Source organism: Leclercia sp. LTM14 (assembly GCF_023736175.1).
Taxonomy (GTDB): Bacteria; Pseudomonadota; Gammaproteobacteria; order Enterobacterales; family Enterobacteriaceae; genus Enterobacter; species Enterobacter barmai.
This window is the reverse complement of record NZ_JAIKTT010000003.1, coordinates 225,629-247,548: the sequence shown is the minus strand read 5'-3', so window position 1 is coordinate 247,548 and position 21,920 is coordinate 225,629. Positions and strand designations below refer to the sequence as shown.

21 protein-coding genes and 3 tRNA genes are annotated in these 21,920 nt (G+C 56.3%); 14 read left to right on the top strand and 10 right to left on the bottom strand.

All coding sequences use genetic code 11. The features are described 5' to 3' along the window. The first annotated feature begins 8 nt into the window (after window positions 1-8). The 3 genes from efp to ecnB all read left to right on the top strand — a co-directional run bounded on the left by efp (window position 9) and on the right by ecnB (window position 1,028). Window positions 9-575: an elongation factor P gene (efp, locus tag K5I40_RS10085; RefSeq protein ID WP_010427766.1), complete on the top strand. Its 567-nt coding sequence runs from the start codon at window positions 9-11 to the stop codon at window positions 573-575. Between the two features lie 94 nt (window positions 576-669). Beyond that, the gene (locus K5I40_RS10080; RefSeq protein WP_375540637.1) at window positions 670-774 is read left to right on the top strand and encodes an entericidin A/B family lipoprotein; all 105 of its coding nucleotides are present in this window, start codon (window positions 670-672) and stop codon (window positions 772-774) included. A gap of 107 nt (window positions 775-881) precedes the next feature. Continuing rightward, window positions 882-1,028, top strand: coding sequence for a lipoprotein toxin entericidin B (gene ecnB, locus K5I40_RS10075; RefSeq protein ID WP_072036606.1), 147 nt, complete (start codon window positions 882-884; stop codon window positions 1,026-1,028). Window positions 1,029-1,094: 66 nt separating this feature from the next. Here the strand turns inward: ecnB and K5I40_RS10070 are convergent, their stop codons facing one another. Then, a complete protein-coding gene (locus K5I40_RS10070; RefSeq protein ID WP_039028424.1) occupies window positions 1,095-1,673 on the bottom strand; it encodes a helix-turn-helix transcriptional regulator in 579 nt (192 codons plus the stop codon). A gap of 271 nt (window positions 1,674-1,944) precedes the next feature. Here K5I40_RS10070 and sugE point away from each other — a divergent pair, with 271 nt between their 5' ends. Continuing rightward, a complete protein-coding gene (sugE, locus tag K5I40_RS10065) occupies window positions 1,945-2,262 on the top strand; it encodes a quaternary ammonium compound efflux SMR transporter SugE (RefSeq protein WP_032616159.1) in 318 nt (105 codons plus the stop codon). Here sugE and K5I40_RS10060 read toward each other — a convergent pair. The 5 genes from K5I40_RS10060 to frdA form a co-directional block, all read right to left on the bottom strand. Beyond that, entirely contained in the window at window positions 2,259-2,789 is a 531-nt protein-coding gene (locus K5I40_RS10060; protein WP_039028425.1) for a lipocalin family protein, read from the bottom strand. The genes sugE and K5I40_RS10060 overlap by 4 nt on opposite strands. A gap of 86 nt (window positions 2,790-2,875) precedes the next feature. Next, window positions 2,876-3,235, bottom strand: a complete 360-nt coding sequence (frdD, locus tag K5I40_RS10055; RefSeq protein ID WP_039028426.1) for a fumarate reductase subunit FrdD — start codon at window positions 3,233-3,235, stop codon at window positions 2,876-2,878. A 10-nt stretch (window positions 3,236-3,245) separates the two neighbouring features. Continuing rightward, window positions 3,246-3,641, bottom strand: a complete 396-nt coding sequence (gene frdC, locus K5I40_RS10050) for a fumarate reductase subunit FrdC (RefSeq protein ID WP_039028427.1) — start codon at window positions 3,639-3,641, stop codon at window positions 3,246-3,248. A gap of 10 nt (window positions 3,642-3,651) precedes the next feature. Beyond that, entirely contained in the window at window positions 3,652-4,386 is a 735-nt protein-coding gene (locus K5I40_RS10045) for a succinate dehydrogenase/fumarate reductase iron-sulfur subunit (protein WP_039028428.1), read from the bottom strand. Further along, window positions 4,379-6,169 (bottom strand): fumarate reductase (quinol) flavoprotein subunit, encoded by a 1,791-nt coding sequence (gene frdA, locus K5I40_RS10040; protein ID WP_223074473.1) that lies wholly within the window; start codon window positions 6,167-6,169, stop codon window positions 4,379-4,381. The genes K5I40_RS10045 and frdA overlap by 8 nt, the downstream gene beginning before the upstream one ends. A gap of 307 nt (window positions 6,170-6,476) precedes the next feature. Between frdA and epmA the strand changes: the two genes are divergently transcribed. Continuing rightward, window positions 6,477-7,454, top strand: coding sequence for an elongation factor P--(R)-beta-lysine ligase (gene epmA, locus K5I40_RS10035; RefSeq protein WP_223074472.1), 978 nt, complete (start codon window positions 6,477-6,479; stop codon window positions 7,452-7,454). Between the two features lie 85 nt (window positions 7,455-7,539). Here the strand turns inward: epmA and mscM are convergent, their stop codons facing one another. The 3 genes from mscM to rsgA all read right to left on the bottom strand — a co-directional run bounded on the left by mscM (window position 7,540) and on the right by rsgA (window position 12,999). Further along, window positions 7,540-10,863 carry a miniconductance mechanosensitive channel MscM gene (mscM, locus tag K5I40_RS10030; protein WP_223074471.1) on the bottom strand — a complete coding sequence of 1,108 codons (3,324 nt, stop codon included), beginning with the start codon at window positions 10,861-10,863 and terminating at the stop codon, window positions 7,540-7,542. Between the two features lie 16 nt (window positions 10,864-10,879). Further along, complete coding sequence (gene asd, locus K5I40_RS10025) at window positions 10,880-11,848, bottom strand: archaetidylserine decarboxylase (RefSeq protein ID WP_139564035.1); 969 nt, start codon at window positions 11,846-11,848, stop codon at window positions 10,880-10,882. 98 nt (window positions 11,849-11,946) lie between these two features. Further along, window positions 11,947-12,999 (bottom strand): small ribosomal subunit biogenesis GTPase RsgA, encoded by a 1,053-nt coding sequence (rsgA, locus tag K5I40_RS10020; RefSeq protein ID WP_171029960.1) that lies wholly within the window; start codon window positions 12,997-12,999, stop codon window positions 11,947-11,949. Window positions 13,000-13,106: 107 nt separating this feature from the next. Between rsgA and orn the strand changes: the two genes are divergently transcribed. The 4 genes from orn (at window position 13,107) to K5I40_RS10000 (ending at window position 14,305) form a co-directional block, all read left to right on the top strand. After that, window positions 13,107-13,652 (top strand): oligoribonuclease, encoded by a 546-nt coding sequence (gene orn / locus K5I40_RS10015; protein WP_039028434.1) that lies wholly within the window; start codon window positions 13,107-13,109, stop codon window positions 13,650-13,652. A gap of 189 nt (window positions 13,653-13,841) precedes the next feature. Next, window positions 13,842-13,917, top strand: a tRNA-Gly gene (locus tag K5I40_RS10010). Window positions 13,918-13,995: 78 nt separating this feature from the next. Then, a tRNA-Gly gene (locus K5I40_RS10005) sits at window positions 13,996-14,071 on the top strand. A gap of 158 nt (window positions 14,072-14,229) precedes the next feature. After that, window positions 14,230-14,305: transfer RNA gene (locus K5I40_RS10000), tRNA-Gly, on the top strand. 270 nt (window positions 14,306-14,575) lie between these two features. Here K5I40_RS10000 and queG read toward each other — a convergent pair. Next, complete coding sequence (queG, locus tag K5I40_RS09995; protein ID WP_039028435.1) at window positions 14,576-15,715, bottom strand: tRNA epoxyqueuosine(34) reductase QueG; 1,140 nt, start codon at window positions 15,713-15,715, stop codon at window positions 14,576-14,578. Between queG and nnr the strand changes: the two genes are divergently transcribed. From nnr to miaA, 5 genes are read left to right on the top strand one after another with little or no spacing between them, the layout of a single operon-like run. Beyond that, on the top strand, window positions 15,714-17,240 hold the full coding sequence (gene nnr, locus K5I40_RS09990) for a bifunctional ADP-dependent NAD(P)H-hydrate dehydratase/NAD(P)H-hydrate epimerase (protein ID WP_223074470.1): 1,527 nt from the start codon (window positions 15,714-15,716) through the stop codon (window positions 17,238-17,240). The two genes, queG and nnr, sit on opposite strands and share 2 nt — an antisense overlap. After that, window positions 17,233-17,694, top strand: coding sequence for a tRNA (adenosine(37)-N6)-threonylcarbamoyltransferase complex ATPase subunit type 1 TsaE (gene tsaE, locus K5I40_RS09985; RefSeq protein ID WP_223074469.1), 462 nt, complete (start codon window positions 17,233-17,235; stop codon window positions 17,692-17,694). The genes nnr and tsaE overlap by 8 nt, the downstream gene beginning before the upstream one ends. 16 nt (window positions 17,695-17,710) lie before the next feature. Further along, a complete protein-coding gene (amiB, locus tag K5I40_RS09980; protein ID WP_223074468.1) occupies window positions 17,711-19,051 on the top strand; it encodes an N-acetylmuramoyl-L-alanine amidase AmiB in 1,341 nt (446 codons plus the stop codon). Between the two features lie 9 nt (window positions 19,052-19,060). Beyond that, window positions 19,061-20,908 carry a DNA mismatch repair endonuclease MutL gene (gene mutL, locus K5I40_RS09975; RefSeq protein WP_223074467.1) on the top strand — a complete coding sequence of 616 codons (1,848 nt, stop codon included), beginning with the start codon at window positions 19,061-19,063 and terminating at the stop codon, window positions 20,906-20,908. Further along, complete coding sequence (gene miaA / locus K5I40_RS09970) at window positions 20,901-21,851, top strand: tRNA (adenosine(37)-N6)-dimethylallyltransferase MiaA (protein WP_138370085.1); 951 nt, start codon at window positions 20,901-20,903, stop codon at window positions 21,849-21,851. Before mutL ends, miaA begins: the two co-directional genes overlap by 8 nt. The last annotated feature ends 69 nt before the right edge of the window (window positions 21,852-21,920 follow it).

Below are 21,920 nucleotides of genomic sequence, written 5' to 3'. Positions count from 1 at the left end.
AGGGCCTTATGGCGACTTACTATAGCAACGATTTTCGTGCCGGTCTTAAAATCATGATGGACGGCGAACCGTACGCGGTTGAAGCCAGTGAATTCGTGAAACCAGGTAAAGGCCAGGCTTTTGCACGCGTTAAGCTGCGCCGCCTGCTGACCGGTACCCGTGTTGAGAAAACCTTCAAATCCACCGACTCCGCTGAAGGCGCAGACGTAGTGGATATGAACCTCACCTACTTGTACAACGACGGTGAGTTCTATCACTTCATGAACAACTCTACTTTCGAACAGCTCTCCGCTGATGAGAAAGCGGTCGGTGACAGCGCTAAATGGCTGCTGGATCAGGCTGAATGCATCGTGACGCTGTGGAATGGCCAGCCTATCGCTGTGACCCCACCAAACTTCGTTGAGCTGGAAATCGTTGAAACCGATCCAGGTCTGAAAGGTGATACCGCAGGTACTGGCGGCAAGCCAGCTAAGCTGTCTACCGGTGCAGTGGTTAAAGTTCCACTGTTCGTACAGACTGGCGAAGTGATCAAAGTAGACACCCGCTCTGGTGAATACGTTTCTCGCGTGAAGTAATTCATTTCGGGATGCAGGGCGCAGCACTTTTGCTGCGCCTTTCCAACCTTAAAAAGGTTCATGGACGATGCAGCGCACAATCAAAATTGTTCTGATGATGGTGATTGCCAGCACAATGCTTTCCGGATGCAACACGGCCCGTGGCGTTGGGGAAGACATTAAAAGCTTGGGCAATGCTATTTCGCACGCCGCCTCCTGATACTTTCTACTTTTCTTAAAAATTCTTCCTTTTCCGTCATCTGACGAAATCCTGTCCTATGCTTATGTGGCTGTACACAATAACTTTGGCTAAAAAAGGAAGACATTATGCTTAAGAAAACATTTGTAGCGATCTTTTCTGTCCTCGTGCTTTCTTCAGTTTTAACCGCCTGTAACACCACCCGTGGTGTTGGTGAGGATATCTCTCAGGGTGGTAGCGCAATCTCTGGCGCAGCAACTAAAGCACAGAACTAAAGCACAGGCATAATTTTGGGCGGTACGGTGCTAAATATCGAGTCGCCGTACCCTCAGTTTTGCTCATCACGGTAGCGACAGAAACGGCGAGTACCGCGTATCCATGTGCAATTTCATCCTGATATTGCGCTTGTAGGTATAAACCGTTTTTCCATGAATACTCAGCTTGCTGGCAATTTTCTGGTTGCTGGCTCCATCCATCCACAGCGTTAACACTTTTTCCTCCTGACGCGTCAATAATGGCGTAGCGACAGGCCCGGATTCACTACCCTCATGTGCTGCCAGCGCCTCATTAATCACTTTTGCAAGCGCCTCCAGCGGGGTCGTTTTAGGTAACGATGCGCATAAAGGAAATGTACCCGTGAAGGCTGACATTTCAGGCGTCTCATCTGTGTGAAGCAAAATGAAAGGCACGGTTTCGCTGGCGTTCATCACTGAAGAGAGTTGCTGGATGTCGGAGGCGAACCCCTGAAAATCTGCGATAACTAACGCTGGTTTCCACTGCAGGATATGCTCTCTGGCAAGAAAGAGGTTATTAAGGCCTGTCACCAACACAGGTGAAGGAAACAGCCCAGAATGATTGATCCACATTTCCAGGCCCATGCGGGTGTAATGACATCGGTCAATCAAGAGAATTTTGAACATGTTATTTCGCAATCGGCAAAGTGTAGTCGCTTCCTGCTATCAGGAAGTGCCTCATCATAAAGAAGTCGGATGAGTAATAAATGACTGAATTTCGCTTCGAATTGCGCCTATTTCTGGGCTTCAATGCCCCAATTGCTACCTTAAACAAACAAGTTGAAAAAAGAGTTCATGCTCTTCACAATAAGTAATTCATATATCTTGCAGGACGACCTGTAAGCATTTCTCTCACCGGGGACGGCCCCAGACTGTTATTTAAGTTAAGGAGCCTGATATGTCCTGGATCATTCTTTTTATTGCCGGTTTACTCGAAGTGGTATGGGCCATCGGCCTGAAATATACCCACGGGTTTACGCGTCTTACGCCCAGCATCATTACCGTTTCCGCCATGATTGTAAGCATTGTGCTGCTCTCGTGGGCGATGCGTTCGCTGCCTGTAGGAACGGCTTATGCCGTTTGGACGGGGATTGGTGCGGTAGGCGCAGCCATTACCGGCATTTTACTGCTGGGCGAATCTGCAAGCCTGGCGCGTATTGCCAGTCTCGCGTTGATTGTTGCCGGTATTATCGGGCTGAAGCTCAGCACCCATTAATGGGTCTGCTCAACCCAGATGAGTTTGCTGACATCAAATCCCTGACGCGTTGCAGAATTCAGTAACGTCTGTTTCATCTCATCTGAAATCGTCGGTGTGCGGGAGAGGATCCACAGGTAATCGCGATCCGGCCCGCACACCAGCGCATGGCGGTAATCTTTATCCAGCCCAATCACGTTATAGCTGCCATAAAAGGGGCCAATGAAAGAGACTTTCAGCGCTGCAGTATCAGACGCGCCGGTAAAGTACGCTTTTCCCGTCACCTTTTGCCACATGCCACGTTCAGGATTATAACCCCGGTTGATAACCTGAATGCCGCCGTCGTTCATCTGGCTGTAATTCGCTGTCACTTTTTCCAGACCACGCTCAAAACGGTGGTCAAAGCGGGCAATTTCATACCATGTGCCCAGATATCGCTGGACGTCGAAGGGATGGACAACCGTCACGCCCCGGGGTGGGATAGGGGAGCTGCAGGCAACAACCAGAAACGCAACGGTAACTGCGGCGATGACAGGCAGGATGCGCATAGGATTATCCTTACAGGATTTTTGTTAAGTGTAGAACCTGTCAGGAATTTTGCTCTCCCACCGGTGGGCGGGAGAGCGAGGAAGCATTACATAAAGACTACGGCAACCAGCGTAACCACGCTCAGGATAGCCGCCAGACCGTAGAACACCCATTTACCGTTAGGAACGTGGATCTTCAGGTCATGCATGGCGTGATGAATACGGTGCAAACCACACCACAGCGGCAGAACAATCATCAGAAAGATGAATACCCTGCCAATAAAGCTGTGGGCAAAGGCCAGCACCCGCTCGTAGCTCAGCGCATCCCCGGGATAGAGCCCCAGCGGCAGCATAATGCCCACCAGCAGAATGATGACCGGCGCGATAATGGCGCACCACATGCCGCCTGCCCCAAAGAGCCCCCAGAAGACGGGCTCATCGGAACGTTTTGGATTTGGATTAATCACAGTGGTCTCCTTACCAGAACAGGGCTACGCCGAGAATTACCACGGTTACCACCGCAGTCACCACCCAGAGTCCTTTGATAATTGGCTCTGGCCCGAGTTTTTCGTTTTTCACGATAATATTTGCTGCTTTTGGCGCGAGTTCAAACCAGGTTTTGGTATGCAACAGCGCCGCTGCCAGCACGATGATGTTCAGGATCACCACAATCGGGTTCTGCAGGAACCCGACAAAACCGGCCCAGGTTTCCGGGCCGTGTTTGAGGGCAAACAGGCCGTACATCAGTTCAATACTGAACCACACCGCCGGGACTGCCGTGCCTTCACGCAGCATATAGAAGCGATAAAACGGCAGATTTTTCCACCAGGTGGACGGCATCGGCCGCACATAGGCTTTGCGTTTAGTCGTCATCATGCACTCCTTAGCGTGGTTTCAGGGTGGCAATAAGAAAGTCTTTCGAGCTTTCCACTTTACCCTGCTGGATCGCGGCGGCCGGGTCGACGTGCTTCGGACAGACTTCCGAGCAGTAGCCGACAAAGGTACAGGTCCATACGCCGTTCTGACCGTTCAGCTGCGCCATACGTTCTTTCTTACCGTGATCGCGGCTGTCTTCGTTGTAGCGATGCGCCAGGGTAATGGCTGCCGGGCCGATAAACTCCGGATTCAGACCAAACTGCGGGCAGGCGGCATAGCACAGGCCGCAGTTAATACAGCCGGAGAACTGGTGATACTTGGCCATCTGCGCCGGGGTCTGCTTGTTAGGCCCTTGATCCGGCGTGCGCGGGTTACCAATGATGTACGGCTTAATGGCTTCCAGACTTTCGATAAAGTGGGTCATGTCGACCACCAGATCGCGCTCAATTGGGAAATTGGCCAGGGCTTCGACTTTCATCCCCTTCGGGTATTCACGCAGGAAGGTTTTACAGGCCAGTTTAGGCACCTTGTTGACCATCATCCCGCAGGAGCCGCAGATCGCCATACGGCAGGACCAGCGGTAGCTCAGGTCCGGTGCCAGGTTGTCTTTGATGTAGCCCAGCGCATCCAGCAGGGAGGTCTGCTCATCGTAAGGGACTTCATAGAAAGTGCTGTGCGGCGCGCTGTCCACTTCCGGGTTATAGCGCACCACTTCAACTTTCAGAGTTTGCATCTCAGCCATTCGCCGTCTCCTTCTTATCGGCTGCTTCCGCTTCTGCACCGTAAACGCGTTTCGCCGGTGGCAGCGTAGTGATCTTCACGTCGCTGTAGTCCAGACGGGTAGAGCCGTCCGCGTCGCGATAAGCGAGGGTATGCTTGAGGAAGTTAACGTCGTCACGCTCCGTGCAGCCTTCGTCCAGACGCTGGTGCGCACCGCGTGATTCTTTACGCGCCATGGCGGAGTGCGCCATACATTCGGCAACGTTCAGACCGTGTCCCAGCTCAATGGTGTAGAGCAGATCGGTGTTGAACACGCTGGAGGTGTCGCTCACCCGCACGCGTTTGAAGCGCTCCTGCAGCTCGGCCAGCTTATCGATGGTTTTCTGCATCAGCTCCGGCGTACGGTAGATCCCGCAGCCTTCCTCCATGGAAAGACCCATCTCATCGCGGATCTTCGCCCAGTTTTCACTGCCTTCCTGATTAACCAGCTTTTTCAGACGCTGCTCGACATCTGCTGCCTGCGCATCGAGCGCGGCATCGTTCGCTACCCCGGCAGTCGCGGCGCGCGCCATGGCCTGCTCACCGGCCAGACGACCAAATACCACGAGCTCCGCGAGCGAGTTTGAACCCAGGCGGTTAGCCCCGTGCAGGCCGACGGAGGAGCATTCGCCCACCGCAAACAGGCCCTGAATTCGGGTTTCACACTGCTGATCGGTTTCGATGCCGCCCATGGTGTAGTGCGCGGTTGGACGCACAGGAATTGGCTCTTTAACCGGATCGACGCCCACATAGGCTTTGGACAGTTCACAGATGAACGGCAGACGCTCCAGCAGCTTTTTCTCGCCCAGGTGACGCAGATCGAGGTAGACCACATCGCCGCGTGGAGTTGGGATAGTGTTGCCTTTGCGCCACTCATGCCAGAAGGCCTGAGAGACTTTATCGCGCGGGCCAAGCTCCATGTATTTGTTCTTCGGCTCGCCGAGCGGGGTTTCCGGGCCCATGCCGTAATCCTGCAGATAGCGATAGCCGTCTTTATTGACCAGAATACCGCCTTCACCGCGGCAGCCTTCGGTCATCAGAATGCCGGAACCCGGCAGACCGGTTGGGTGATACTGCACAAACTCCATATCGCGCAGCGGTACGCCGTGGCTGAGCGCCATGCCCATGCCGTCGCCCGTTACGATGCCGCCGTTGGTGTTATAACGATAAACGCGACCCGCACCGCCCGTTGCCATTACCACCGCATTGGCGCGGATCTGGACCAGCGTACCTTCCATCATGTTCATTGCCACCAGGCCGCGAGCCTGACCGTCATCAACCAGAATGTCGAGGACGAAGTGCTCGTCGAAGCGCTGGATCTGGGGGAACTGCAGTGAAGTCTGGAACAGGGTGTGTAGCATATGGAAGCCGGTCTTATCGGCGGCAAACCAGGTACGCTCAATCTTCATACCGCCGAAGCGACGCACGTTGACGCTGCCGTCATCCCGGCGGCTCCACGGGCAACCCCACTGCTCCAGCTGGGTCATTTCCGTCGGGCAATGATGGACGAAATAATCGACGACATCCTGTTCGCACAGCCAGTCACCGCCGGCCACTGTGTCGTGAAAGTGATAATCAAAGCTGTCATGATCCTGCGCAACGGCGGCGGATCCCCCCTCAGCGGCAACCGTATGGCTGCGCATAGGGTATACTTTTGAAATCAGGGCGATTTTAGCGTTTGGATTAGCCTGGGCTGCAGCTATTGCTGCGCGTAATCCCGCTCCGCCAGCGCCAATTATGGCAAGATCGGCTTGAAAGGTATGCACGACATTCCTCCAGATTTTTGATATTTCGCATCGTAACGACCTAAGGTAGTGCACGGCCCGGGAGGGCGAATGCGAAAGCGATTCCACTGCTCCTTTATGGGTAACGCAGTATAGCCGCAGGGAAAGAAGGGAAATTTGACGTGTTCGATTTTTGCGGTTATTTCTCTGGATTTATCACCGCAATTGATGAATTGCGTCACGTAATTATTGTCGGTTATGAAAACCCCAAAATTCACTGTGCAAAATTTGTCTCCGCCATGGGTTACGAGTAGACTTCGTCCCCTTGTCTGAAATCGGAGAAATTCTCATGAGCGAAACGGCCACCTGGCAGCCGAGCGCATCCATCCCCAATCTGTTAAAACGCGCAGCAATTATGGCGGAGATCCGCCGCTTCTTTGCCGACCGCGGTGTGCTGGAGGTGGAAACGCCCTGCATGAGTCAGGCGACGGTGACCGACATTCATCTGGTGCCGTTTGAAACCCGTTTTGTTGGCCCTGGTCACTCCCAGGGGATGAATCTCTACCTGATGACCAGCCCGGAATACCACATGAAGCGCCTGCTGGCAGCGGGGTGTGGACCGGTTTATCAGCTGTGCCGCAGCTTCCGTAATGAAGAAATGGGACGCCATCACAATCCGGAATTCACCATGCTGGAGTGGTACCGCCCGCATTATGATATGTATCGCCTGATGAACGAGGTGGACGATCTGCTGCAGCAGGTGCTGGAGTGCCCGGAAGCCGAGACGCTCTCTTATCAGCAGGCTTTCCAGCGCTATCTGGAGCTTGATCCGCTCTCTGCGGACAAAACCCAGCTGCGTGAAGCGGCAGCGAAGCTGGATCTCAGCAATATTGCCGATACCGAAGAAGATCGCGACACGCTGCTGACGATGCTCTTTACCTTTGGCGTTGAGCCGCAGATTGGCAAAGATCGCCCGACCTTCGTCTATCACTTCCCGGCAAGCCAGGCGTCACTGGCACAGATCAGCACGGAAGACCACCGCGTGGCGGAGCGTTTCGAGGTTTACTTTAAAGGTATTGAACTGGCGAATGGTTTCCATGAGCTGACCGATGCCCGTGAACAGCAGCAGCGTTTCGATCAGGATAACCGCAAGCGTGCCGCGCGCGGCCTGCCGCAGCAGCCTATCGACCACAATTTGCTGGGTGCGTTAAAAGCCGGCCTGCCGGACTGCTCCGGCGTGGCGCTGGGTGTCGATCGTCTGGTGATGCTGGCGCTGGGCGCCGAGCAGCTGGGTGATGTGATTGCGTTTACCGTAGATCGCGCCTGACGGTTTTTTTGCCCGGTGGCGCTGCGCTTGCACGGGCCTACTATTTTCGTAGGCCGGGTAAGCGAGGCGCCACCCGGCATTTGCACTACAAACTCCCCGCCGGGCGCGCCTTCGCCGCTGACGTCAAGGTTCTTCCCGTCTTACGCCCGTCCAGACTTTCCAGACGCATCTGGAACGGTGGGAACGGCAAATCAATACCGTGTTCACGGAAGCCCGTCAGAATCAGCTGGTGGATTTCATGACGCAGCGGCATACGATGCCCCATTTCCGCAGCATAAATACGCAGTTCGAAAATCTGGATACCCTGCTGTAAATCTACCAGGAAAACTTCCGGTTCTGGGGTGCTGATCACCAGCGAGCAGCGCTCCGCCGCCGTGTAAAGGATCTGCGTCACCTCTTCGCTGTTGGCATCCGACGGGGCAGGTACGGTCAGGACCACACGCGTGACGGAGTCGGACAGCGACCAGTTAATAAACTGCTCGGTGATAAACGCCTTGTTAGGGACGATGATCTCTTTACGGTCCCAGTCACTAATGGTGGTGGCACGGGTGTTGATTTTGGAGATGCTCCCGGTCAGATCGCGGATCGTCACGGTATCGCCGATACGGATCGGCTTTTCAAACAGGATAATCAGGCCAGAGATAAAGTTGGCGAAGATCTCCTGCAGCCCAAACCCGAGCCCGACACCCAGTGCGGCAACCAGCCACTGCAGCTTCGACCACTCAATCCCGATCATCGAGAAGCCCACCAGCCCGCCAAACAGCATCAGCAGGTATTTGGTGATGGTGGTGATGGCGTATCCGGTTCCGGGGGTTAAATCCAGGTGCTGCAACAGGGCCAGCTCCAGCAGCGCAGGGAAGTTACGGATCAGCTGAGTAGTGATGATGAACACCAGAATCGCAATCAGTACGGCCCCGAGCGTAATAGGTTCCAGGCTCTCCACGCCCTGTACCGTCGAGGTCACATCCCAGAGGGTGATGTTCTCGAGGAAGCCAAACGCCGAGTGAATTTCCGACCACAGCACGATAACGGAGAGCAGGGCGACCAGCATCAGGATGGAGCGCACCAGGCGCAGTGACTGGGTACTGATGGCATCCAGATCCAGCTCGGTTTCATCGACCTCTATCGCCCCTTCGGTGCTGAGCGTATGGGCCGGCTCTTCTTCACCGCGCGCACGCTGGGCAAGAATTTCGGCCCGGCGGTTCTTGGCCCGGTCAAAGGCCAGACGACGGCGCTGAATCAGCATCCAGCGGCGAATGACGTGATAGACCACCAGCAGCAGGAACCAGATCGCCACCGATGTCTCGAGGCGCGCCAGCAGCGCTTGGGCAGTGGCCAGATAGCCGACGGCTGCCGCGAGAATAGCCGCCAGTGGGGCGCTGAGCAGCAGGTTCCACAGCATACGGTTAAGCATGTTATCGCCGCTGCCCTCTTTATCGAGGTAGAGCGGGATCCCGGCCTTCTTCAGGCTCAGCGTCACCACCGCCAGCGCACCGCAAATCAGCATAAAGCAGAGGCGACCGAGCGAGCCGGAAAACTCCCGGTCGTTCAGGTTATCGAACATGATTAGCGCCATTATCAGCGGCACGATAAGCCCGATGCTCATCAGGTAGTAGCGCATGGCTCGCGCCACGCGATTACGTGGCCAGCCAAAGTGGGCGACGAACAGCCCGTTAGGACGGGCGAAGGTGGCACAGATCATCACCACCCACAGCAGCGGCACGGTGGCCGTCACCCCGGCGCCAATGGCCACCGCCAGCGGATAAGGCCAGGCTTCGCGCAGGCCATAACCCAGCGTCATCCACAGTACCGGCAGCGGGGAGGCGACCAGAATCGACCAGAAGACCGTGCGCAGCGTGAGCCAGAAATGATCTTGGGTCACTTTGCCGACCCGCGCGCTGGAGCGGTCAAGGAAGCGGGTGAAGTGGCGGCGCGAGTAAATGCTGAACCCCACCAGAATCAGCGCCCCCAGCAGCGGGAAAATCGTCTCCTTGCTGGTGAGCATCATGACGCTGGCTTTGCCGAGCTGGCTGAAGGTATCCAGCGAAATTAAACGCCGCAGATCCTGAACAATATCAATCGGCCAGGAGAAAGAGACCGGCCGCACGTCCGAGGTCCAGAACAGATAGCGGTGAGTCGCCTCGTTGACCTCTTTTAACGCATCTTCCAGCTGGCTGTTGGAGACTTTCAGTTTGGTCAGCTCAAGCAGGAGGGTATCGCCGCCCTGCAGCAGAGAGTTCAGCAGCTCGCGCTGCGTTCTTAACTGGGCTTCCAGGATCCGGTTTTGCTCGGCGGTCAGCGGTTTGCCGTCCGGCTGGTGGACTTGTCGCAGCTGAGGCTGCTTGTTGAGCAGATCTTCAAAGTGCAGGCGCTGGACGCGAAGCTGCGCCATTTCGGTGTCGAGCTGCTGGGGTTTAGGCATCTCGGGCAGACGAGCCACCTGAGCCCGCAGGGCTTCGCCGAGCAGATTCGACGAACCCAGCCACTGGGACTGTTCGCGCAGGGTGTTCAGCGCCTGACGCACCTGCAGGGTCTGATTCGTGGCCTGGCGTTGCTGCGAGGCCACCAGATCCATGCGCTGCGCCTGCTGGTTCAGCGCGGCCGAAAGCTCACGGTTAACCTTGAATTGCTCAACGATGCCGGCCGGCAGGTTCTCGCTGTTTTCCGCCAGCAACTCGGTGCTTTCCAGCGCCCGTTCTGCTTCGCGCTGGCGCTGGCTGTTCAATTGATTGCGCAGCGCCTGGAGATAAGCATCCAGCTGTTCACCCTGCTTCTTCGCCAGCTCAGAGCGCATTCGCGCCAGCTCCTGACGGTTGTTGGCCGACAGTTGCGCCAGTTCCAGCTCATCCACAAGGGCTTTTAACCTGGCGGATTCCGCCTGCATGCCGAGACTCTGCGCCTGGTTAAGAGGCGTATTGCCGGTTTGCGCCCCGGCCCGGCGTTCTACCTCATTAAGCTGACGGCGGGCATCGGTTTGCTGCTGGGGCAGTTGGCTCAGAGAGTCGGCGATATCACGGGCACGCTCCTGCTCCTGCTGCGCCTGGCGGGTTTTTTCCAGTAACTGGCTGCTGACCTGCAGGATCTCCTGATTGAGTGCGTCTGAGGTCAGGCCCGCAGGCACCTGGCGCGGCTCTTCACGAATATCGCTCAGCTGCGTGCGCAGGGTCTGTGAAAGTTTGGGGAAATTATCGATAACTTGCTGATACTGCGTGGCGCGCTCAAGGGAGCCTTTCCGCTCCTCAAGGGCGTTCAGCGCAGCCTGGAGCGCCTCGACGGCTTCCGGCTGGGCGGGTTTTGCCGCCTTCGCCTGCTCCAGTTCTTGGGTGATTTGTTTGGTATCGGGGGCCGTCGCTGCGTACGCCCCCATGCTGAGGCACCAGGCCATCAGAAAAGTGATAATCAGGCGCACGTCAGTTTACCTTTACTTAGCTTTCGTCTTTCTTGTCGTCAACCAGCGGGCTGGCGTCGAGTTCGGCGGCAATTTCTTCTTCTGACAGCGGCGCAGGCTCTGCATCCGGCGTGACGAAGGGTTCCGTCGATACCGCCAGCGGCTGGCCGAGTTTGGTCACGGAGAGGCTTTCGAGCTGCTCTGCCAGCTGCACTTTGCCTGGGGCAAACAGGTTGATAACGGTGGAGCCGAGCTTGAAGCGTCCCATCTCCTGGCCTTTCAGCAACGCCACCGAGCCTTCGCTTTCGCCCGCAGGCCACGTCCAGCGTTTGATCACGCCTTCACGCGGTGGCGTAATGGTGCCAGCCCAGACCGTTTCAATGCTGCCAACAATGGTCGCACCCACCAGAATCTGCGCCATCGGGCCAAACTCGGTATCGAACAGGCAGATAACGCGCTCGTTACGGGCGAACAGGTTCGGTACGTTTTGCGCCGTCAGGTGGTTAACCGAGAACAGGTCGCCCGGCACGTAGATCATCTCGCGCAGGATGCCGTTGCACGGCATATGCACGCGGTGATAGTCGCGCGGCGACAGGTAGGTGGTGGCAAACGTACCGTTGCGGAACAGATCCGCCATTATGTAGTTACCGGCCAGCAGGGCCTCGAGGCTGTAGTTGTGGCCTTTAGCCTGCAAAATCTTGTCGTTTTCGATAGCGCCCAGCTGGCTGATCACGCCGTCGGCAGGCATCACCAGCACGTTCGGGTCAGTATTCAGGGGACGCACTTCGTCGCGCAGTGGGCGGACAAAGAAATCATTGAAGGTGCGGTAGCTGGCAGTATCCGGCTTCTGCGCTTCCTTCATATCGACCTTGTAGTATTTCACGAACAGATCGATTACCAGCTTCGTCAGCCAGCCCGCTCGTTTGCTCGCGCCCCAGCCCGCCAGGCGAGTGAGCCACAGTTTCGGCAGAATGTATTGAAGCGAAAGTTTAAATGAGTTTAACAAGGTAGCCTCCAGGCCATTGTTTTGTCGTTCCTGATCCGGCCGTCAGACAGCCGGAACCTGAAAAAAGGGGACGATTTTAGCGACGCTTAGCTTAGTTGTCAGTCATCAGATTCAGAAAAGCTTTTACGCGTTTTTACCTGCGCCATGCTTTCTAGAATATGGTGATAATTCGCAAAGCGGGTTTCCGCAATTTCACCGTTTTCAACCGCGGCACGAATGGCGCAGCCGGGGTCGTTATCATGCTTACAGTCGCGGTATTTACACGCGCCTAGATAGTCGAGGAATTCGACAAAGCCGTTAAAGATCTGATCGGGTTCGAGATGCCACAGACCAAATTCACGCACCCCAGGGGAGTCGATCACATCCCCGCCGTGCGGGAAATGATACAAACGTGAGGCGGTAGTAGTGTGCTGACCCAGACCCGAGTTATCAGAAACGTCGTTAGTCAGGATCTCTTGCTGCAAGCCGAGCAGGTTGTTCAGCAGGCTGGATTTACCCACCCCGGACTGGCCGGCAAAAATGCTGATGCGGTCGGTCAACGCCTCTTCGAGCGGCTTCAGCCCATCCTGCGTACGGCTTGAAACCATCAGCACGCGGTAGCCAATCTTGCGATAGATATCCATCTGCTCGTTAACGAAGCTCATACCGTCGTCGTCGAGTAAATCAATCTTGTTCAGCACGATCAACGGTTCTACCTGCAGAGTTTCACAGGCGACGAGATAACGGTCGATAATGTTCAGCGACAGTTCCGGCAAAATGGCAGAGACAATCACGATCTGATTGATATTGGCGGCAATCGGTTTTACGCCGTCGTAGAAGTCAGGGCGCGTTAATACCGACGTGCGCTCATGCACGGCTTCCACGATCCCTTTCACCGCTACGCCTTCTGCGGCAGCTTTGCCCGGACGCCATACCACGCGGTCACCGGTGACCAGCGAGCGGATGGTGCGGCGAATGTTACAGCGGTGAACGTCGCCATCGGCAGACTCCACGTCGGCATGCATACCGAAGCGGCTAATCACGACGCCTTCCGCGGGCTCGCCAAACAGGTTGTCGTCGTAGTCGACCTTCTCCGAAGTGGTTTTAAGGCGGCGCTGATGGTTGGCTTTTACGCGGCGCTGCTGCCCTTTGGAGAGTTTATTTTTACTCAATCGTGCTGGCTCCTGGTCGCCCATATTGGGCAAAACCTCTATGATACACACTAATTAATACTAGTTAACCTGCCACGGCCGGTTATGCGAGAAGGGTGGAAAATAACATGAGTGCAGATGAAAACAATCTGATTTGGATCGATCTGGAGATGACCGGACTGGATCCCGAGCGCGATCGCATTATCGAGATCGCCACGCTGGTGACCGACGCGAACCTGAATATCCTGGCGGAAGGGCCAACCATTGCCGTACATCAGTCCGACGAACAGCTGGCGCTGATGGATGACTGGAACGTGCGTACCCACACCGGCAGCGGGCTGGTGGATCGCGTGAAAGCCAGTACCCAGGGCGACCGCGAAGCTGAGCTGGCAACAATCGAATTTCTGAAGCAGTGGGTGCCGCAGGGCAAGTCACCGATTTGTGGCAACAGCATCGGCCAGGATCGCCGCTTCCTGTTTAAGTACATGCCGGAGCTGGAGGCTTATTTCCACTACCGTTATCTTGATGTCAGCACCCTGAAAGAGCTGGCGCGTCGCTGGAAACCAGAAATCCTCGACGGCTTTAAGAAGCAGGGCACCCATCAGGCCATGGATGACATCCGTGAGTCAGTGGCGGAGCTGGCTTACTACCGCGAACATTTTATTAATTTATAAGCACTCTTCCCGGCAGCGCTGCGTCTGCCGGGGTATTGCGCTCTAAATCTGTACAATGTGATGAATATTGCAGCGCTTGAACTAAATTTATAAAAAAACGCTTTTGAGGGGGTTGCAGGAGGAAAGATTTCTCGTATAATGCGCCTCCCGTAACGACAGAGAATTCATCGTTACGACAGCACAGATTTTGCGGGAATAGCTCAGTTGGTAGAGCACGACCTTGCCAAGGTCGGGGTCGCGAGTTCGAGTCTCGTTTCCCGCTCCAAATCTGTTTGCTGCGCAGTAAGACCACCAATCGCAGGATTTCGAGTTGCAACAAGGCGGCTTGAAAGACGAAGATTATGCGGGAATAGCTCAGTTGGTAGAGCACGACCTTGCCAAGGTCGGGGTCGCGAGTTCGAGTCTCGTTTCCCGCTCCAAAATTTGAAAGGTATCGCAAGATACACACCACCAAAATCGCAGGATTTCAAGTTGCAACAAGGCGGCAACTGAACGAATCCTTGGGAGCTTACTTAAGTAAGTGACTAAGGTGAGTGAAGGCAGCCAACGCAGTGGCGGCTTGAAAGACGAAGATTAAGCGGGAATAGCTCAGTTGGTAGAGCACGACCTTGCCAAGGTCGGGGTCGCGAGTTCGAGTCTCGTTTCCCGCTCCAAATTTTATCTCCTCCTCCAGATATCCACAGCGGAAAGCCCCGTCAGGGATGATTTGTTTCATTTCTGACAAACTCTTCTTAACAGACTTATCCACAGCTTTGTCTTTTTCTGACGATTACTCAATTACTTCGCCTGATGAATAGTAACTTTATAATTCCTTGAAAATTATAAATAAAATTTCATTTCAAATTGTTAAGCCGATCACTTGACCTGTAGCCGCACCCAGAGTACTTCTGGCTTTTAATTTTTATTCACAGCCTGTGGAAACATCATGCATCGCGCGGCAGCCCTTTTTCGATCACGCGTACCAGCCTGATTTTCTGCGGTAATTGCACCTCCACCACACAGGCGTTTCGCTTGTCTATTTGCTGCGCAACCGCCCACTCTATGTGCTCATCGAGAAGTGGGTGCTCACCCCGGCGACTTTCCAGCGCCTGAATATTGGCCTCATCCCAGGGGGCATTTCCCAGCGCAACGGCGACATTACGCAGCCAGCGCAGGTGACCAATACGGCGAATCGCCGATCCTTCTGTCACTTTCAGGAACCAGGCTTCGCTCCAGGCGAACAGTTCGATCAGCGGAGGCGCGTGCAATGCCTTGCGGGGGCTGAAGTCGTCCTCTTCCGTTAACTGCGAGTAACGGTTCCACGGGCAGATCAGCTGGCAGTCATCGCAGCCGTAGATGCGATTGCCGATTAAGGGACGAAACTCTTCCGGGATGGCCCCTTCAAGTTCAATGGTCAGGTACGAGATGCAGCGGCGGGCATCGACGGTATACGGCTCGACAATGGCCCCGGTGGGGCAGATAGTCATACAGGCCACGCAGCGGCCGCAGCCTTCTTCAACCGGTTTATCCACCGGTAAAGGGATATCAACCAGCAACTCGCCAAGGAAGAAGAAAGAGCCGGCGTCGCGGCTGAGGATAAGTGAGTGCTTACCTGTCCAGCCGAGCCCGGCTTTTTCAGCCAGCGGGCGCTCGAGAACAGGCGCAGAATCGACAAAGGGTCTAAAATTCAGCGTGGCGCACTGCTCCTGAATCCTTTCCCCAAGCTTTTTGAGTCGGTTACGCAAAAGTTTATGATAATCACGCCCCAGGGCATAACGGCTGACATAGCCCAGCGACGGATTTTTCAGCGTACTGGCAAAAGCGGCCCCGGTGGGAAGGTAGTTCATACGCACGCTGATCACGCGCAGGGTTCCCGGCAAGAGTTCATGCGGGCGGGCGCGCATCATGCCGTGGCGCGCCATCCACTCCATCTCGCCGTGGTATTGATTATCCAGCCATGCCTGCAGCTTTGGCTCGCTGGCAGAGAGATCGGTATCGGTGATACCCACGTGTTGAAAACCAAGCTCAGCGCCCCACTGTTTAATGTTTTGCGCTAACTGATTGAGATCGAGGGGCTGTGACATGACGGACCATACTGTGAAGAAAAACCCTGCAAGTATACCACACTCTGTCTGGCCCGCGGATGACCTGCGGCGCGCCGAAAAAGAGGCGGCAGACAGTCTCGGCATAACCCTTTACGAACTGATGCAGCGCGCGGGCGAGGCGGCTTTCACCGTTGCCCGCACGGCATACCCGCAGTCCCGCCACTGGCTGATCCTGTGCGGTCATGGCAATAACGGCGGCGATGGCTATGTGGTTGCCCGCCTGGCGCTTGCCGCAGGCATTACCGTCACGCTGCTGGCGCTTGAAAGCGACAAACCGCTTCCGGAAGAGGCAACAAACGCGCGGCAAGCCTGGCTGGACGCGGCGGGAATGATCCATGCCGCGGATACGCCCTGGCCGGAAGGTATCGACCTGATCGTCGACGGCCTGCTGGGAACCGGCTTACACAGCGCACCTCGCGATGAGGTCGCCGGATTAATCACCCATACAAACCAACATAAAGCGCCCATCGTGGCGCTGGATATTCCTTCCGGGCTGGTTGCCCAGACGGGCACCACGCCGGGTGCGGTCATTCAAGCTGACCATACGGTGACGTTTATCGCCCTTAAACCCGGCCTGCTGACCGGTAAAGCGCGGGATGTGGTCGGGACGTTGCATCATAACGCCCTTGGACTGGAGGGCTGGCTCGCCGGGCAGGAGACGGGTATTACGCGCTTTGATGCCTCGCATCTGGCGCAGTGGCTGCCGCCACGCCGTCCCACATCCCATAAGGGCGATCACGGCAGGCTGGTGATTATCGGCGGCGACCACGGCACTGCGGGCGCTATCCGCATGACCGGCGAAGCGGCGCTGCGTACGGGGGCGGGGCTGGTGCGCGTGCTGACGCGCAGCGAAAATATCGCGCCGATCGTCACCGCCCGGCCTGAACTTATGGTGCATGAACTGACGCCAGAGGCGCTGGAAGACAGCCTGCAATGGGCCGATGTGGTGGTGATTGGACCCGGTCTGGGGCAGGAGTCATGGGGGAAAGAGGCATTACGCAAGGTCGAGAACTTCCGGCATGCGATGCTGTGGGACGCTGACGCGCTGAACCTTCTGGCAATCAACCCGGATAAACGTCACAATCGCATCCTGACGCCGCACCCTGGCGAAGCCGCGCGGCTGCTTAACTGCAGCGTTGCAGAAATTGAAAGCGATCGCTTACATTCTGCCCAGCGTCTGGTAAAACGTTACGGTGGTGTTGTGGTTCTGAAAGGCGCCGGTACCGTCGTCGCCAGCGAGAGCGGCATGGCAGGCATCGTGGATGTCGGCAATGCCGGAATGGCGAGCGGCGGAATGGGCGACGTGCTCTCGGGTATTATCGGAGCGTTGCTCGGACAGAAACTGGCGCTTTATGATGCCGCCTGCGCAGGCTGCGTCGCGCATGGTGCAGCTGCCGACAGGCAGGCGGACCAGTACGGCACGCGCGGCATGCTGGCAACCGATCTTTTTGACGCGCTACGGCGTGTCGTTAACCCGAAAACAATTGACGTAGAAAATGATTAATCGAGTGATCCCTTTACCCGACGAACAGGCAACTTTAGATCTCGGCCAGCGCGTGGCGCAGGCCTGCGAGGGCGCAACCGTCATCTATCTGTATGGCGATCTTGGTGCGGGTAAGACCACCTTTAGCCGGGGCTTCTTGAAGGCGCTGGGGCATCAGGGAAATGTGAAAAGCCCAACCTACACGCTGGTTGAGCCCTACACCCTGGAAAACCTGATGGTGTACCACTTCGATCTCTATCGCCTTGCCGATCCTGAAGAGCTGGAATTTATGGGGATCCGTGACTACTTCGCCAACGATGCCATTTGCCTCGTCGAATGGCCGCAGCAGGGTACCGGCGTCTTGCCTGAACCCGACGTTGAAATTCACCTGGAGTATCAGGCGCAAGGGCGTGAGGCCCGCGTGACTGCTGTCTCTGCATCAGGAAAATCGATACTGGCGCGTTTAGCCGGTTAAGTTAAGAGATAACGGGATGATTAATCGCGTTAAAAGTTGGTTGATAGCAGCAACGGTGCTGTTTTGTGCACAGGCCGGGGCGGCAACATTGTCCGATATTCAGGTTTCCAACGGAGACAATCAGGCCCGGATCACCTTCAGCTTTATGGGCGATCCTGAGTATGCGTTTTCGCAGGTCGATAAGCGCAGCGTTGCGCTGGATATCAAACAGACCGGCGTTATCAAAGGGCTGCCGCTCCAGTTCAGCGGCAATAACCTGGTGCAAAGCATCCGTTCAGGTACGCCAAAAGACGCGCAGTCCCTGCGTCTGGTGGTCGATTTAACCCAAAACGGCAAGACCCGGGCGGTGAAGCAGCAGAACGGTGCGAACTACATGGTGGTCTTTACCATCAACGCCGATGCGCCACCGCCGCCTCCTCCGCCTCCTCCGCCACCGGTGGTGGTGAAGCGTATGGAGGAGCCTGTCGTTGCGCCGCGCCCTTCAGAGCCAGCGCGAAATCCGTTTAAATCCGGCAGCGATCGTATTACCAGCGTCACCAGCAGCAACACGGTGACCCGTCCGGCAGCGCAGGCGCGCCGTCAGGTAAACGGCGATAAAGTCATTATTGCGATTGATGCCGGACACGGTGGCGATGATCCTGGCGCCATCGGACCGGGTGGTACGCGTGAGAAGAACGTGACCATTGCCATTGCCCGTAAGCTGCGGACCTTGCTGAACGACGACCCGATGTTTAAAGGTGTGTTAACCCGTGACGGCGATTATTTTATCTCGGTCATGGGCCGCTCAGACGTGGCGCGCCAGCAGAACGCTAATTTCCTCGTCTCTGTGCACGCCGATGCCGCTCCCAACCGCAACGCGACGGGGGCATCCGTATGGGTGCTTTCCAACCGTCGTGCTAACAGCGAAATGGCAAACTGGCTTGAGGAACATGAAAAGCAATCCGAGCTGTTAGGCGGGGCAGGTGACGTACTGGCGAACAGCCAGTCGGATCCCTACCTGAGCCAGGCGGTGCTGGATTTACAGTTCGGCCATTCCCAGCGCGTCGGGTATGATGTGGCGACTAACGTCCTGAGCCAGCTGCAAAGCGTGGGTTCCCTGCATAAGCGCCGTCCGGAACATGCCAGCCTGGGCGTGCTGCGCTCGCCGGATATCCCGTCCATCCTCGTGGAGACGGGCTTTATCAGTAATAACGGTGAAGAGCGCCTGCTGGCCAGCGACAGCTATCAGCAGCAGATTGCTGAAGCGATTTACAAGGGCCTGCGTAAGTACTTTGATGCGCATCCGCTCCAGTCTGCACCACAGGGTGGCGCGGAGCAGACCGCCATGTTACCGGGCGAGTCGTCCTCGACCCATTAAGGAGATTTCATGCCGATTCAGGTTCTGCCGCCGCAGCTTGCGAACCAAATCGCCGCCGGTGAGGTGGTGGAACGTCCTGCGTCGGTCGTGAAAGAGCTGGTGGAAAACAGTCTCGATGCGGGCGCGACCCGCATCGATATTGATATCGAACGCGGCGGTGCGAAACTCATTCGAATTCGCGATAACGGCTGCGGTATTAAAAAAGAGGAGCTGGCACTGGCGCTGGCTCGCCACGCCACCAGTAAAATTGCCTCCCTCGACGACCTTGAAGCCATCATCAGCCTCGGTTTTCGCGGCGAAGCGCTGGCCAGTATTAGCTCTGTCTCCCGCCTGACGCTCACCTCCCGCACCGCTGAACAGCAGGAAGCCTGGCAGGCTTACGCCGAAGGGCGGGATATGGACGTGACGGTGAAACCTGCCGCGCACCCGGTGGGTACAACGCTGGAAGTGCTGGATCTCTTCTATAACACTCCCGCCCGGCGCAAGTTTATGCGCACCGAGAAAACCGAATTCGGCCATATCGACGAGATCATTCGCCGTATCGCCCTGGCGCGCTTCGATGTCACCATCAATTTGAGCCACAACGGCAAGGTGATGCGTCAGTACCGCGCCGTGGCGCAGGGCGGGCAGAAAGAGCGTCGGCTTGGCGCCATCTGCGGAACCCCGTTCCTGGAACAGGCGCTGGCCATTGAGTGGCAGCATGGCGATCTGACCCTGCGCGGCTGGGTAGCGGATCCGAAAGCGAACAGTTCCGCATTTGCCGAGATCCAGTATTGCTACGTGAACGGCCGCATGATGCGTGACCGTCTCATCAACCATGCGATCCGCCAGGCGTGCGAGGATAAACTGGGCGCCGGCGAGCAGCCCGCTTTTGTGCTGTATCTGGAGATCGACCCGCATCAGGTGGACGTCAACGTCCATCCGGCGAAACATGAAGTGCGTTTTCATCAGTCGCGGCTGGTACATGACTTTATCTATCAGGGCGTGCTGAGCGTATTGCAGCAGCAGGCCGAGCCGGGCTTGCCGTTGAGCGAAGAGGTGCCTGCTCCACGTTCGATCCCGGAGAACCGTGTTGCGGCGGGCAGAAACCAGTTTGCTGAACCCGCGGTGGCGCGGGAACCTGCCGCCCCGCGTTTTTCGTCTGGCGGCTCAGCCCCCCGTGCGTCTGGCGCGAATTATCCTCATGCCCAGCCGGGCTACCAGAAGCAGGCGGGAGCGGTATATCGCACCTTGCTCGACACTCCGGCTCCGGCGCAAAAAGCGGATGAGGTCGTCCCCACGACGCCAGCGCTGGCGAGCCATAGCCAGAGTTTTGGCCGGGTGCTGACCATCGTCGCGCCCGATGCGGCGCTGCTGGAGCGTGACGGTCAGCTGACGCTGCTCTCCCTGCCGGTCGCGGAACGCTGGCTGAAACAGGCGCAGCTGGCGCCTGGTCCGCATCAGGCCTGTGCACAGCCGTTGCTGATCCCGGTGCGGATAAAAATCTCACCGCAGGAGACGCAGGTTGTGCAGCGTCATCAGGCTGCCCTTGCTGAAATGGGTATTGAAATGGTGCAGGAGTCGCATCATGTCACGCTTCGTGCCGTGCCTTTACCCTTACGCCAACAAAATTTACAAAACTTGATTCCTGAACTGATAGGCTACCTGGCGCAGCAGACAACGTTTGATGCCGCCAATACCGCGCAGTGGATCGCCCGCCAGCTGGCAAGCGACCACCCGACGTGGAGCATGGCGCAGGCTATCACCGTGCTGGCAGAGGTCGAACGTCTCTGTCCGCATCTGGTGAAAGCGCCGCCGGGTGGTTTGTTGCAACTTATAGATTTACAACCGGCTAAGACCGCCCTGAAAAATGAGTGACTTGAGTAATACCAGCCTGCCAAAGGCGATATTTTTGATGGGGCCAACGGCCTCGGGCAAAACTGCGTTAGCCATTGAGTTACGTAAAGTTTTGCCAGTAGAGTTGATTAGCGTTGATTCCGCCCTTATTTATCAGGGGATGGATATTGGTACGGCAAAGCCTAACGCAGACGAGTTACGCGCGGCACCGCACCGATTACTGGACATTCTCGACCCGGCGCAGGCTTATTCGGCGGCTGATTTTCGTCGCGATGCGCTGGCGCATATGGCTGAGATCACAGCAGCAGGACGTATCCCGCTGCTGGTGGGCGGAACAATGCTGTATTTCAAAGCCTTACTGGAAGGGCTGTCGCCGCTACCTTCGGCCGATCCGGCAGTAAGAGCAAAGATTGAGCATCAGGCAGCAGAGCAGGGGTGGGGTGCGCTGCATGAGCAACTGGCAGAGATCGATCCGGTTGCTGCAGCACGTATTCATCCAAATGATCCGCAAAGGCTTTCCCGGGCACTGGAAGTTTTTTTCATTTCGGGTAAAACTTTAACGGAACTGACGCAAACGTCAGGAGAGGCTCTGCCGTATCAGGTGCATCAGTTCGCCATCGCCCCGGCGAGCCGTGAACTGCTCCATCAGCGAATTGAGCAGCGTTTTCATCAGATGTTGGCTTCAGATTTTGAAGCAGAAGTGCGGGCGCTATTTGCCCGTGGAGATTTGCATACGGACATGCCTTCCATTCGTTGTGTGGGTTATCGCCAGATGTGGTCATACATTGAAGGTGAAATATCACATGATGAAATGGTTTATCGAGGTATTTGCGCCACGAGACAGTTGGCGAAGCGCCAGATAACCTGGTTGCGCGGTTGGGACGGGGTTCACTGGTTAGACAGTGAAAAGCCGCAACAGGCGTTACACGATGTATTACAGGTTGTTGGTGATATCGCAGACTGAATGTGTACAATTAAGCCGTATCGTGCGCAATTTTTCAGAATCGCAAGGTTCTAAGTACAAAACAAGCAT